A 12,640-nucleotide genomic window follows, 5' to 3' on the forward strand; every position below is an offset into this window, starting at 1 on the left:
TCCCGTGCCATAAACTTAAAGGATTTAACTTTCTAGCTTCGATGGTACACTGCGTACTTGATGATATGTACCACAGTACGAAATCGTAGGAGAACTCATGGCTCGTGGCGGCGTAAATAAAGCGGTAGTGCAAGCGGCACGGTTGGCAATCCTCGCCCGTGGCGAGAACCCCAGCATCGATGCAGTACGGATCGAGATGGGCAATACCGGTTCGAAAACCACGATTCATCGCTATCTGAAAGAGCTTGATGGTGGCCCGGAGCGTGCGGAAACGACTCAGGAACCGATTGATGACGAACTGGCAGGCTTGGTGGCGCGCTTGGCGCAGCGCCTGAAAGAACAGGCGCAAGAGCCCATCGATCAGGCACGCGAGCAGTTCGATCGCCAGCGCAAAGAGCTGGAATCGCAACTCGACGAAGCCCGCGAGGCCAACAACGAATTGCACCAGCAATACGAGATTCAAAGCCTGGCCCTGACCCAGGAATCCGACGCGCTGCTGGAAACCCGCTCGATGCTGCAGACCGAGCAAACCCGCAACGCCGGGTTGAATCAGGCATTGTCAGATTTCGAATTACGCTTGAAGGACAAGGACGAGCAGATCCGCTCCCTTGAGGAAAAACACCTGCACGCCCGGGATGCGCTCGAGCATTACCGCAATGCGGTCAAGGAGCAACGCGAGCAGGATCAGCGCCGCCACGAAGGTCAGGTGCAGCAGATTCAGATGGAATTGCGCCAGGCCCAACAAAGCGCCCTTGTCCGCCAGGATGAAATCACCCAGTTGCACCGTGACAACGAACGGGTGCTGACCGAGAATCGCGGAACATTGCGAGAGTTGAGCCTGTTGCAGGAACATCTCAAACAAGCCAACACGCGTCAGGATCAACTGCTGGAGCAAGCCAACCGCGTGGACAGCGAGCGCACCCTCCTCCAGGAACGCCTGCGCATTGCCCTGTTGGAAAGTCAGGCGCTCAAGCAAAGCGTCGACGAGCAATCGCAGATCAATCAGTCACTGGAAATCGAATTGGCGAAGACCCAGGCCAGCCTGGATGAAAGCGTGCGTCTGGCGGCAGTCGTTGCGACAGCACCAGACGCAGCGAAGGACGATTAACTCGCGACAGGCGTACGCATGGTGACGAACTCTTCGGCGGCCGTCGGATGCACGCCGATGGTTTCGTCGAAGTCGCGCTTGGTGGCGCCGGCCTTCAGGGCAATCGCCAGGCCTTGCACGATTTCCCCGGCATCCGGGCCGACCATGTGGCAACCCAGGACTTTGTCGGTCTTGCCATCCACCACCAGTTTCATCAGCGTGCGCTCCTGACACTCGGTCAGGGTCAGCTTCATCGGCCGGAAACGGCTTTCGTAAATCACCACGTCGTGCCCGGCCTCCCAGGCTTCTTCTTCGCTCAAGCCGACAGTGCCGATGTTCGGCAAGCTGAACACGGCCGTCGGGATCATCTTGTAATCCACCGGACGATATTGCTCAGGCTTGAACAAGCGCCGCGCAACGGCCATGCCTTCGGCCAGTGCGACTGGCGTCAACTGTACGCGACCGATCACATCGCCCAAAGCCAGGATTGATGGCTCGGCGGTCTGGTACTGCTCGTCCACTTCGACGAAACCTTTCTTGTCGAGTTTGACGCTGGTGTTCTCCAGCCCAAGATTGTCCAGCATCGGACGCCGACCCGTGGCGTAGAAAATGCAGTCAGCTTCCAGCTCGCGGCCATCCTTGAGGGTCGCTTTCAGGCTGCCATCGGCCAGTTTCTCGATGCGCTCGATATCAGCGTTGAATTGCAGATCCATGCCACGCTTGGTCAGTTCTTCCTGCAAATGCTTGCGCACCGCGCCGTCAAAGCCGCGCAGGAACAGATCGCCGCGATACAGCAGCGTGGTCTCGGCGCCCAAACCGTGGAAGATCCCGGCGAATTCCACCGCGATGTAACCGCCGCCGACCACCAGAATGCGTTTCGGCAATTCTTTGAGGAAGAACGCCTGGTTTGAACTGATCGCGTGTTCGTGCCCCGGGATCTCCGGGATCTGCGGCCAGCCGCCAGTGGCAATCAGAATGTTTTTCGCCGTGTGTCGCTCGCCATTGATCTCGACCGTGTGCGGGTCGACGATCTTGGCGTGGCCTTCATGCAGGGTCACGCCACTGTTGACCAGCAGGTTGCGATAAATGCCGTTCAGGCGATTGATCTCGCGGTCTTTGTTGGCGATCAACGTCGCCCAATCGAACTTCGCCTCGCCCAGACTCCAGCCAAAACCGGAGGACTGCTCGAAGTCTTCGGCAAAGTGCGCGCCGTAGACCAGCAGTTTTTTCGGCACGCAGCCAACGTTGACGCACGTACCGCCCAGGTAGCGGCTCTCGGCCACGGCCACTTTCGCGCCAAAACCGGCCGCGAATCGCGCAGCCCGCACACCGCCGGAACCGGCACCAATCACATAAAGGTCAAAATCGTAGGCCATTTCTATCTCCTCGGCAGGCCATCAGCATACCCGCAGACGCCCATTGGGCAAGCGCTGCGAACAATATGGGGCCGGAAAACGAAAAAACCACCCGAAGGTGGTTTTCTCAATACAAGGGTTCAAGCGCTATCAGTAAGCCTTGCCCGTCTTGTAGAAGTTCTCGAAGCAGAAGTTGGTCGCTTCGATGTAGCCTTCAGCGCCGCCGCAGTCGAAACGCTTGCCTTTGAATTTGTAGGCAATCACGCAACCGTTCTGCGCCTGCTTCATCAAGGCGTCGGTGATCTGGATCTCGCCGCCCTTGCCTGGCTCGGTTTGCTTGATCAGGTCGAAGATGTCCGGGGTCAGGATGTAACGACCGATGATCGCCAGGTTCGACGGTGCATCTTCCGGCGCTGGTTTTTCAACCATGTTGCGTACGCGGTACAGGTCGTCACCGATCAAGTCACCGGCGATCACGCCGTACTTGTTGGTTTCCATCGGGTCGACTTCCTGGATCGCGATGATCGAGCAGCGGTACTGTTTGTACAGCTTGACCATTTGGGTCAGGACGCCGTCACCGTCGAGGTTGACGCACAAGTCATCCGCCAGCACCACGGCGAAAGGTTCGTCGCCGATCAGTGGGCGGCCGGTCAGGATCGCGTGACCCAGGCCTTTCATTTCGGTCTGGCGAGTGTAGGAGAACGAGCACTCGTCGAGCAGTTTACGGATGCCGACCAGGTATTTTTCCTTGTCGGTGCCCTTGATCTGGTTTTCCAGCTCGTAGCTTATGTCGAAGTGGTCTTCCAGGGCGCGTTTGCCGCGACCGGTCACGATGGAGATTTCAGTCAACCCAGCGTCCAGTGCTTCTTCGACGCCGTACTGGATCAGTGGCTTGTTTACCACCGGCAGCATTTCTTTGGGCATGGCTTTAGTCGCTGGCAGGAAGCGAGTACCGTAACCGGCTGCTGGGAACAAGCATTTCTTGATCATATAAGTCCTTGAAAGGGCTGTGTGTACGAGTTTCGGCGCAGTCTAATCAGGCGGCGTGCACCTTACAATGCCCCGCACTGGCTAACCGATGCCAACATAGAGAAATATTCTGGCGGATAGTTCCCATAAGCTTTTATTGATAGCACAGACCATCGGCTTTGCGCTGACCGAGAATCACATCACCATACGCCCATCAGCACCCGTTGAGTGCATTTGGCGGTATCATGGCGCGATTGAACCAAGCCAACGAGGCAGATAGATGTCGGTAGCAAAAAGCGTCAACGGGTACCTGATCAACCAGGCGAAGGACGGCCAATGGTGGGTAGACAGCGTTGCGGGCGAGAATATCGCCGGACCTTTCCCGACCGAAGCGTTGGCGATCGAGGTGGCATCAGTGTTGCAAGATCAACCCGCAGGCCCGAAGCGGCGCGGCAAGGACAAGTCCTGAAACGCACCTGATTCGAGCAGCCCTGCCTTCGCGCAGGGCTTTTTTATGTTTGCCCGCAACAAAGTGGCCAATCGCTATAACCTTTTGACAGCGCTGCTGTCACAGGCTTAGCCCCATCATCTGACGACGACAACGACATGAACAAACTTCTGGCACTGATTGCGGTACTGGCGCTCACTGGCTGCGCGACATCTGAAAAAACCTACCTGAACAATGGCGAACAAGGCCTGACCATCGACTGCTCCGGGGAAGCCAATTCCTGGGCCACCTGCTACGAAAAAGCCGATGACTCCTGCGCCGGCACCGGCTACCGGATCGTGGGCACCGATGGAACGCCCTCGACCAAGGAAAGCGACAAGACCCTGGGCGTCGACGTTGGCAACTTCAAGAACCGCAGCGTGGTGGTGGTCTGCAAGTAAGGCGCCCTGCCCTACATGTGGATTTCGGCAAACTTGATCCCGAGGCCGCGCACGGTCTCGATCAAATCGTCCAGCCGACTGAAGGATTCAACTTCATCGTTATCATCCACCAGGAAATAACTGCGCCCGGCGCTCTTCTTGAAAAACACGATCCACTCCCCCGAGTTCGCCGGGTTCTGAATCACGTGGGTGGCAGAGATATGGCCCTCTGCATGGCGTTCCCGTACTTGCTCTCGCTTCATGCGCGGCTCCAGAAATGACAATGCCGCCAAAGCATGGCTTTGGCGGCATCAGGCGGGCTGTCGATAATCCATCAGCCGGAAATACACGCGGTGGCGGCACGCTGTACATCCTTGGGACGTACCGGCACGTTGGACATGCGTTCATGCAGTTTGATGCCACTGCCGCCGGAACGGTCTTCGATATCAAATACCGCCGCAGGCCCCGAGGAAAATTTCCCTGGAACGATCACACGCACACCGTCCTTTTGCGGCTCAAGCTGCAAGGCACCGCGGCTGGAAGCCAGTTTCTCAACCAGGCATTGCGCATATTCATGGGGTTTTTTACCTGATATCACGCTCATGGTCGGCAGTGTTTCATTGATTTCTGCGACGTTTGCACAACCACTCACCGCCAAGACCATTGGCAGGACCAGTACACCCCATTTCATATAAAACCTCCGATAAAGACCCTCCGACAGCATAAAGACTGTTTTTCTCCGAGGCTCGTTGCATTTATCGCTCATAGAATTCCGAATAACTGTTTTTAATTGTCAAACACGACGCCGACAGCCAGATAATAACCCGTTCGGGCTGATAAACTCTGCCAATTGCCCTGCTATCGTTTTGATTTTGTAGAAAAAGCCCTTCTGGAGGCGCCTCATGAAATTTATCCACCAGCGCGAGCACCTCAATGAGGACGACATCGTCGTCATCCAGTGCTCCCAAATGTGCAACATCCGCTTGATGAACGACGCCAACTTCCGCAGTTTCAAGAATGGCGGCCGTCACACTTACCACGGCGGTGCATTCGACACGTTCCCGGCGCGAATCACCGCGCCGAGCACCGGTTTCTGGAACATTACCATCGACATGGTCAACAGCCGCAAGGCCATCAGCGTCACCCGCAAGCCGACCCTGACCCACTCGATCAAGATCGTCCGCCGCTCCAGCACAAAACTGAGCTGAGTAAAGCCCTTACACGTAAAGAGGCAATCATGACCGTGGCCCAAACGACCAAGTACGTCATCAAATACAAACTCAACGGCGAGCGCCGCTTCGAATTTGCCCAGCTTGTAAACGGCACCGAAGCCGAAGCCAAGGCCGCACTGGACGCCATTCATGGCCAGAGCGAAGACGTGATCAGCGACATCAGCGTCAGCAAAGCGCTGTAACACGATCGGGAGCGACAACAGGGACGTCGGCTCCCCCGTCCGAATTCGACCGCAAGCACCGGAGTGTTCCCTCGATCGGCGCTCCCTAGACTGGCCACCTCAACCTTTGGTTAAGGAGTCAGAACATGTCTACTTCCTCGATTCGCTACATCAGCGGCACTTGCTCGCTGGGCGTATTGTTGCTGGCCTTCAGTGACAAAGGGCTTTGTGCGTTGCTGCTTGGCGATGACCTGGCCAGCCTTGAGCGCGATCTGGCGCGGCGCTTCTGCGGCGAACGCCAACGCGATGAAGGTCTAATCCCTCAGCTGGAACAGACCTTGCGCCACCTCGACAATCCACACCAGGCCTTGGATTTTCCGCTGGATCTGGCGGGCAGCGTTTTTCAGCGCCAGGTCTGGGCGGCGCTGCGGCAAATTCCGGTCGGTCAGACCGCCAGCTATCGTGACATTGCGCAACGTCTCGACCAGCCCAAGGCTTTTCGTGCCGTCGCCAATGCCTGCGGCGCCAACCCGATTGCCGTGATCGTCCCTTGCCATCGGGTGCTGCGCCAGGATGGCAGCCTGGGTGGCTATCGCTGGGGGCTGGAACGCAAGCAGCAGTTACTGGATCGCGAGGCTCAGCTATGAGCAAGCTGGACTGGACGCTGCTGGAACAACAGCTCGATCAGGACGGGTGCGCGATTATCCGCTCGTTGTTGAGCCCCGAGACGTGCGATCAAGTGAGCAAGCTGTACCCGCAAAACGAGCCCTTCCGCTCGCAAGTGATGATGGCCCGCCACGGCTTCGGGCGCGGGGAGTACAAGTACTTCAAGTACCCGTTGCCGGAAACGGTGGCCCGGTTGCGCAGCGCGCTCTACCCGCGATTGGTGCCCATCGCCAATCGCTGGTATGAGCAAATGGACCTGCCGACCCGTTTCCCCGTCAGCCACGAAGCGTTTCTTGAACGCTGCCACGCCGCTGGTCAGGAGCGGCCGACACCGCTGTTGCTGCAATATGGCCCGCAGGACTACAACTGCTTGCATCAGGACTTATACGGCGAGCACGTTTTCCCACTGCAAGTGGCGATTTTGCTGTCAGAACCCGACGAAGACTTCACCGGCGGCGAATTCGTGCTGACCGAGCAACGTCCGCGCATGCAATCGCGGCCCCAGGTCATCGGCCTGAAGAAAGGTGACGGGCTGATCTTTGCCGTCAACCAGCGCCCGGTCAAAGGCGTTCGTGGTTTTTACCGCGTAACCCTGCGCCACGGCGTCAGTCGCCTGCACAGCGGCAAACGGCATACCCTTGGAATCATCTTTCACGATGCGTTATGAAGCCATGAACCCGACCACCCTCGACATGTTCGCCGACAGCGAGCCCGAGCAATCGCCCCGACGCGAGCAGATCGGCGAACAGTCCTACGTGCTCCGGGGCTTTGCCCTGCCCTTGATCGACAGATTGTTGCCGGCGCTGGAAGCCGTTCTACTGGCCGCACCGTTTCGGCAAATGGTCACGCCCGGCGGTTTTACCATGTCAGTAGCCTTGAGCAGTTGCGGCAGGCTGGGCTGGACCACCGATCGCAGCGGTTACCGTTACACCCGCAACGATCCGCAAACCGGGAAACCCTGGCCGGAGATGCCTGAGGTGTTTTTCGAGTTGGCGCAAGCAGCGGCACGGGAAGCAGGATTTGTCGACTTCGTGCCGGATTCCTGCCTGATCAACCGCTATATCCCAGGCGCCAAGATGTCATTGCATCAGGACAAAGACGAAGGTTCCTACGCCGCGCCCATCGTTTCGGTGTCGTTGGGTTTGCCAGCGATGTTTTTGTTTGGCGGCTTCGAGCGCAGTGACAAGAGTCAGCGCGTAGCGCTGTTTCACGGTGACATCGTGGTCTGGGGCGGAGTGGATCGCTTGCGTTATCACGGCGTCTTGCCGATCAAGGACGGGCAGCATCCGCGATTGGGCGAACAGCGGATCAATTTTACGTTTCGTACGGCGGGTTGAATTTGACCGCAAGACCCGGAGTGCTGCATTCCTGCCGACTGCTTAATCTGTACCAAACCCGTCAACGGACCTGAAGCCATGACCACCTCTTCAACCAAGATCTCGACCGAGAATGACCCTCGCTGGGCCGCCGTCATCGCCCGTGACCCCAAGGCTGACGGGCAGTTTGTCTACGCGGTGAAAACCACCGGCATCTATTGCCGCCCCAGCAGCCTGGCGCGCTTGCCGAAACCGCAGAATGTCGAATTCTTTGATACCGCCGAGCAGGCCCAGGCGGCGGGTTATCGTCCCAGCAAACGGGCGGCAACGGATCAAAGCGCTGTCGCCGCCCAGCATGCCGCGACGGTAGCGGCTGCCTGCCGTCAGATCGAATCCGCTGACAACTTGCCGGCGCTGGGTGAACTGGCCGAGGCGGCGGGCCTGAGCAGTTTCCACTTTCATCGCGTGTTTAAAGCCGTGACCGGTCTGACGCCCAAGGGTTACGCCATCGCCCACCGCTCACGCAAGGTTCGCGAACGTTTAAGTGAGGGTGATTCGGTGACCGACGCGCTCTATGACGCGGGCTTCAATTCCAACAGTCGTTTCTATGAAGCCGCCGATCAGTTATTGGGCATGAAGCCCGGCGATTACCGCGCCGAAGGCCAGAACAATGACATCCGCTTTGCCGTCGGCCAATGTTCCCTCGGGGCGATTCTGGTGGCGCAAAGTGACCGGGGTATCTGCGCGATTCTGTTGGGGGACGATCCTCACCAACTGGTGTGCGATCTGCAAGACAAGTTCCGCCGCGCCAACCTGATTGGCGCCGATCACGGGTTCGAGCAACTGATTGCCCAGGTTGTCGGTTTCATCGAAGCGCCCGCCATCGGCCTGGATTTACCCCTGGACGTGCGCGGCACGGCGTTTCAGGAACGGGTCTGGCAAGCCCTGCGGGAAATTCCCGCCGGCAGCACCGCCAGTTACGCCGATATCGCCCAGCGTATCGGTTCGCCAAAAGCGGTGCGCGCCGTGGCCCAGGCCTGTGGCGCGAACAGCCTGGCCGTGGCGATTCCCTGTCACCGGGTGGTGCGCAGCGACGGCAATCTCTCGGGTTATCGCTGGGGCGTGGAGCGCAAGCGTCAGTTGCTTGAGCGTGAAACCCAGCCCTAGACGATGCCGATATGCACCGCGACTGACTCGGGGCCGCTGTTGCAGGTGCGCACCTTCAAGCCCGAAATGCTGAACGGGGCCACGTAAACCTGTTTGACTTCCATTGAGGCGCCACTCCTTTTGATTGAAATCTGCGGCCCTTTCGAGCCGCAATGGCGCCTACCTTGTCAGCGATTGACGTCGACGACAACCCTCCCCCGCAGTTGACCGGCGAGCAAGCGCGGTGCCGCTTCAATCGCTTCACTCAGGCCGATTTCGTGGCTGATCAGCGGCAACAAGGCGAAGTCCAGATCTTCGGCCAATCGATTCCAGGCCTGAATCCGCTTGGCTTTGGGTTGGGTCACGCTGTTGATGCCGGCGAGGGTCACGCCGCGCAAAATGAACGGCGCCACGGAGGCCGGGAAATCCATGCCTTGGGCCAGACCGCAGGCGGCGACCGTGCCGTTGGCCTTGGTGCTGGCACAGGCGTTGGCCAAGGTGTGACTGCCCACCGAATCGATCACCGCCGCCCAACGTTCCTTGGCCAGCGGCTTGCCCGGTTCGGACAAGGTGGCGCGGTCGATGATGTCGCTGGCGCCCAACTGTTTAAGGTAGTCGTGCTCCGAAGTACGCCCGGTAGACGCCACCACTCGATAGCCGAGCTTGCTTAACAGTGCGATGGCAAAACTGCCGACCCCACCGTTGGCGCCGGTCACCAGCACTTCGCCCTGATCCGGTGTTACGCCGTTGTGCTCCAGCGCCAGGATGCAGAGCATCGCGGTGTAACCGGCCGTGCCGATGGCCATGGCCTGAGCCGCCGTGAATGCTTTCGGCAACGGAATCAGCCAGTCACCATTGAGCCGCGCTTTCTGCGCCAATCCGCCCCAATGCCCTTCACCCACGCCCCAGCCATTAAGTACGACAAGGTCACCGACCTTGTAGTCCGGATGCCCGCTGACTTCGACAGTGCCCGCCAAATCGATCCCCGGCACCATCGGAAATTTTCGTACAACCGGGCTGCTGCCGGTGATCGCCAGGCCATCCTTGAAATTCAGCGTGCTGTACGCCACCCGCACCGTCACATCGCCCTCGGGCAACTGATCGTCATTGATCTCTTGCAGTGTGGCCCGGTAACCGCTGTCGTCTTTGTCGATCAAAATGCCTTTGAACATCGCTGCCTCCCAATGGGGTTGCTGAGGTTGAAGTCTCATTGAAATAACACAAAGAAACACATTGCCCTACCCGACTTTGATCCAATCCCCAAATCCGCCGAGCGTTTCCATGACCTGAGGCTATGCTTTTTTCGCGGCCTTGAAATACCTGAAAAAGCCGCCCTGTCGATGGAGCTGACAATGCCTTGCCCTCGCTCGATTACCGTTTTGCTGATGCTCTGTTTGCTGGGACTCAGCAACGTTCAGGCTGCGCCGCCAACCACGCCTGCCGCCCAAGCTGCGGCGGCCCCGACCTGGCCGCAAGTCCTCACTGCCGGTGATACCAAACTGACGATCTATCAGCCGCAACTCGACAGTTGGGACGGTTATACCCTTCAGGCGCGGGCAGCGGTGGAGGCCACCGGGGCCGACGGAAAATCCACCTTCGGCATCGTCCAGTTCAGCGCCCATACGCTTGTGGACAAGGCCACACGCTGGGTGGCGCTCGATCAATACACCCTGACCAAAGCGGAGTTTCCGTCCAGCGCCGCGCAGTCCGACGCATGGGTTGCCGCGCTGAAAAAAGACGCGGCGAACCGCAAGAAAACCATTTCCCTGGATCAACTCGAAGCGGCGGTCAGTGTCCTCGCGGCTGAACAGAAATCCAGTGGCGATCCGATCGAAAACACCCCGCCGACCATCATGACTTCCGACGTCCCGGCGCTGCTGGTGTACATCGACGGCGAGCCCGCCTACCGGCCGGTGGACGGCACGGCGTTGCAGCGGGTGATCAACACCCGGCCACTGTTGCTCAAGGATGCCCAGGGCAAACATTACGTGCATGTGTTCGATGGCTGGATGGTCGCCGATCAGCTCAGCGGTCCATATGCGCCGCTGCCCTCGCCTTCAGCCGATCTGGAGAAAGCCAAAAAAGCGGCGATCCAAAGTCGTCAGGTTGACTTGCTGTCAGGCCAGAACGACCCGAAAGACAAAATTCCTACGCTGGCCAAGCCGCCGATCCCACAGATCCACATCGCGACAACGCCCACCGAGTTGATCGTCACTGACGGCACGCCCCAATGGCAGCCGATCCAGGGCACTCAGTTGCTCTATGTGACCAACACTACCGGGCATATTTTCAAGGAAATCGGGGATCAGGACAGCTTCGTGCTGATCTCCGGGCGCTGGTTCAAAGCCACAGACATGAAAGGCCCCTGGACCTTTGCCCCGGCGGACAAACTGCCGGCCGACTTCGCCAATATTCCCGATGACAGCGCCAAAGAGAACGTCAAGGCCTCGGTGGCCGGGACGCCCCAGGCCCGGGAAGCGGCGATTGCGGCAACCATCCCGCAGACCTCGGCCATCAAGAAAAGCCAGGTGAAAATGACCGCGCCGCAGTTCGACGGCCAGCCGCAACTCAAAGCCATCAACGGTACGCCGCTGCAATACGTGGTGAACACGTCGACGCCGATCATCATGGTCGATGCCAAGAGTTGGTACGCGGTCGAGAACGGTATCTGGTTCAACGCCACGTCCGTTCAGGGGCCGTGGTCGGTCGCCACCTCGGTGCCAGCGGTGATTTACTCGATTCCGCCCAGCTCGCCGATGCACTACATCACCTATGTGAAAGTCTATGAGGCCAACGGCGATACGGTGGTCGTGGGTTATACGCCGGGGTATCAGGGCTCCACGGTGGACCCGGCCAGCGGCGTGGTGGTCTATGGCACCGGTTACCCCTACACGCCGTGGGTCGGCAACGTCTGGTACGGGCCGCCGGTGACCTACGGGTTTGGCGTCGCGATTCGCTATACCCCGTGGACGGGCTGGACCTTCGGTTTCGGTTTTGGCTGGAGTTGGGGCGGCAGTACCGTGGCCATGGGTTGGGGTTGGGGCGCTTACCCGTGGTGGGGCAATTATGGCTGGGGTTACGCCTGGGGCCCGCACCTTTACCCGGCGCCGATGCCGTGGGGTGGCGCGGCTTATGGTTATCACGGCGGCGCGGTCGCCTGGGGGCCCGGCGGTTGGGCGGGGAGCACCGGCAACATTTATCGCCAATGGGGTGATCGCGCCTCGGTCAGCCGTTACGGTGCCGGCTACAACGCCTGGACCGGCAATCGTTGGGCCGGTCAGGTCGGTAATTCCTACAACTCCCGCACCGGTATCGCCACAGCCGGTCAGCGCGGCGCGGTGCACAACGTCTACACCGGCAACTATGCCGCCGGGCGCAGTGGCGAAATCGTCGGGCCCAACGGTGGGGCCGTTGCTGGCGGAAAAGTGACGGCAGGCAACGTGCGCAATGGCACTCAGGTCACCGCCAATCGCGGTGCGGTCTACAACCCCAACACCGACAAAACCACCCAGTACGGCGCTATCCGTGGACGCAACAGCGGCGCCGCCAGGGTGGGCGACAACGTCTACGCCGGGCATGACGGCAACGTCTACAAAAAGACCGACGATGGCTGGCAATCGATGGTCAAGGGCGGCGAGGCCCGGGTCAACCCAGCGAATACGCCCCAGTTGCAGAACCTCAATCGGGAATCGGCGGCGCGCTCGTTTGGCAATGAACGTCTCAACAACTTCCACGATTCGTCCCGAGTCATGAATCGCTCATTTGGCGGAGGGGGTGGTGGCGGATTCCATCGTCGTTGAATGCCGTTTGAATGATTGCTGAGGGGCTGCCATGTGACGGC

General features: G+C 59.2%; 15 protein-coding genes. 10 read left to right on the forward strand and 5 right to left on the reverse strand.

Going from position 1 to position 12,640, the window contains the following annotated elements; translation table 11 throughout:
• The first annotated feature begins 97 nt into the window (after positions 1 to 97).
• Positions 98 to 1,108: a DNA-binding protein gene (locus tag BK667_RS13595; RefSeq protein WP_123597903.1), complete on the forward strand. Its 1,011-nt coding sequence runs from the start codon at positions 98 to 100 to the stop codon at positions 1,106 to 1,108.
• On the opposite strand, the gene gorA is transcribed toward BK667_RS13595, so the two are convergent.
• Together gorA and galU are read right to left on the reverse strand one after the other, a co-directional pair.
• Positions 1,105 to 2,463: a glutathione-disulfide reductase gene (gorA, locus tag BK667_RS13600; RefSeq protein ID WP_123597904.1), complete on the reverse strand. Its 1,359-nt coding sequence runs from the start codon at positions 2,461 to 2,463 to the stop codon at positions 1,105 to 1,107. The genes BK667_RS13595 and gorA overlap by 4 nt on opposite strands.
• Positions 2,464 to 2,592: 129 nt before the next feature.
• The gene (gene galU, locus BK667_RS13605; protein WP_123408027.1) at positions 2,593 to 3,432 is read right to left on the reverse strand and encodes a UTP--glucose-1-phosphate uridylyltransferase GalU; all 840 of its coding nucleotides are present in this window, start codon (positions 3,430 to 3,432) and stop codon (positions 2,593 to 2,595) included.
• Between the two features lie 259 nt (positions 3,433 to 3,691).
• Between galU and BK667_RS13610 the strand changes: the two genes are divergently transcribed.
• Together BK667_RS13610 and BK667_RS13615 are read left to right on the forward strand one after the other, a co-directional pair.
• Complete coding sequence (locus BK667_RS13610) at positions 3,692 to 3,880, forward strand: hypothetical protein (protein ID WP_054050563.1); 189 nt, start codon at positions 3,692 to 3,694, stop codon at positions 3,878 to 3,880.
• A gap of 137 nt (positions 3,881 to 4,017) precedes the next feature.
• On the forward strand, positions 4,018 to 4,299 hold the full coding sequence (locus BK667_RS13615; protein WP_054050561.1) for a hypothetical protein: 282 nt from the start codon (positions 4,018 to 4,020) through the stop codon (positions 4,297 to 4,299).
• 11 nt (positions 4,300 to 4,310) lie between these two features.
• Here the strand turns inward: BK667_RS13615 and BK667_RS13620 are convergent, their stop codons facing one another.
• Positions 4,311 to 4,541, reverse strand: coding sequence for a hypothetical protein (locus BK667_RS13620; protein WP_054050560.1), 231 nt, complete (start codon positions 4,539 to 4,541; stop codon positions 4,311 to 4,313).
• A gap of 71 nt (positions 4,542 to 4,612) precedes the next feature.
• Positions 4,613 to 4,969: a hypothetical protein gene (locus BK667_RS13625; protein WP_123597905.1), complete on the reverse strand. Its 357-nt coding sequence runs from the start codon at positions 4,967 to 4,969 to the stop codon at positions 4,613 to 4,615.
• 211 nt (positions 4,970 to 5,180) lie between these two features.
• On the opposite strand from BK667_RS13625, the gene BK667_RS13630 reads away from it, so the two are divergent.
• The 6 genes from BK667_RS13630 to ada all read left to right on the forward strand — a co-directional run bounded on the left by BK667_RS13630 (position 5,181) and on the right by ada (position 8,820).
• A complete protein-coding gene (locus BK667_RS13630; RefSeq protein WP_054050556.1) occupies positions 5,181 to 5,486 on the forward strand; it encodes a DUF1883 domain-containing protein in 306 nt (101 codons plus the stop codon).
• A 29-nt stretch (positions 5,487 to 5,515) separates the two neighbouring features.
• The gene (locus tag BK667_RS33260; RefSeq protein ID WP_185058211.1) at positions 5,516 to 5,692 is read left to right on the forward strand and encodes a hypothetical protein; all 177 of its coding nucleotides are present in this window, start codon (positions 5,516 to 5,518) and stop codon (positions 5,690 to 5,692) included.
• Between the two features lie 125 nt (positions 5,693 to 5,817).
• Entirely contained in the window at positions 5,818 to 6,318 is a 501-nt protein-coding gene (locus BK667_RS13635; protein WP_123597906.1) for a methylated-DNA--[protein]-cysteine S-methyltransferase, read from the forward strand.
• Positions 6,315 to 7,004 carry a 2OG-Fe(II) oxygenase gene (locus BK667_RS13640; protein ID WP_123597907.1) on the forward strand — a complete coding sequence of 230 codons (690 nt, stop codon included), beginning with the start codon at positions 6,315 to 6,317 and terminating at the stop codon, positions 7,002 to 7,004. Before BK667_RS13635 ends, BK667_RS13640 begins: the two co-directional genes overlap by 4 nt.
• Positions 6,994 to 7,674, forward strand: a complete 681-nt coding sequence (gene alkB / locus BK667_RS13645) for a DNA oxidative demethylase AlkB (protein WP_123597908.1) — start codon at positions 6,994 to 6,996, stop codon at positions 7,672 to 7,674. Before BK667_RS13640 ends, alkB begins: the two co-directional genes overlap by 11 nt.
• Before the next feature lie 78 nt (positions 7,675 to 7,752).
• Positions 7,753 to 8,820, forward strand: coding sequence for a bifunctional DNA-binding transcriptional regulator/O6-methylguanine-DNA methyltransferase Ada (gene ada / locus BK667_RS13650; protein WP_123508209.1), 1,068 nt, complete (start codon positions 7,753 to 7,755; stop codon positions 8,818 to 8,820).
• Between the two features lie 167 nt (positions 8,821 to 8,987).
• Here ada and acuI read toward each other — a convergent pair whose 3' ends face one another.
• Positions 8,988 to 9,971 carry an acrylyl-CoA reductase (NADPH) gene (gene acuI, locus BK667_RS13655; protein WP_123597909.1) on the reverse strand — a complete coding sequence of 328 codons (984 nt, stop codon included), beginning with the start codon at positions 9,969 to 9,971 and terminating at the stop codon, positions 8,988 to 8,990.
• A gap of 180 nt (positions 9,972 to 10,151) precedes the next feature.
• On the opposite strand from acuI, the gene BK667_RS13660 reads away from it, so the two are divergent.
• Complete coding sequence (locus BK667_RS13660) at positions 10,152 to 12,599, forward strand: autotransporter (RefSeq protein WP_123597910.1); 2,448 nt, start codon at positions 10,152 to 10,154, stop codon at positions 12,597 to 12,599.
• Positions 12,600 to 12,640: the final 41 nt, after the last annotated feature.

Source organism: Pseudomonas frederiksbergensis (assembly GCF_003732705.1).
In the GTDB taxonomy this organism is placed as follows: domain Bacteria; phylum Pseudomonadota; class Gammaproteobacteria; order Pseudomonadales; family Pseudomonadaceae; genus Aquipseudomonas; species Aquipseudomonas frederiksbergensis_F.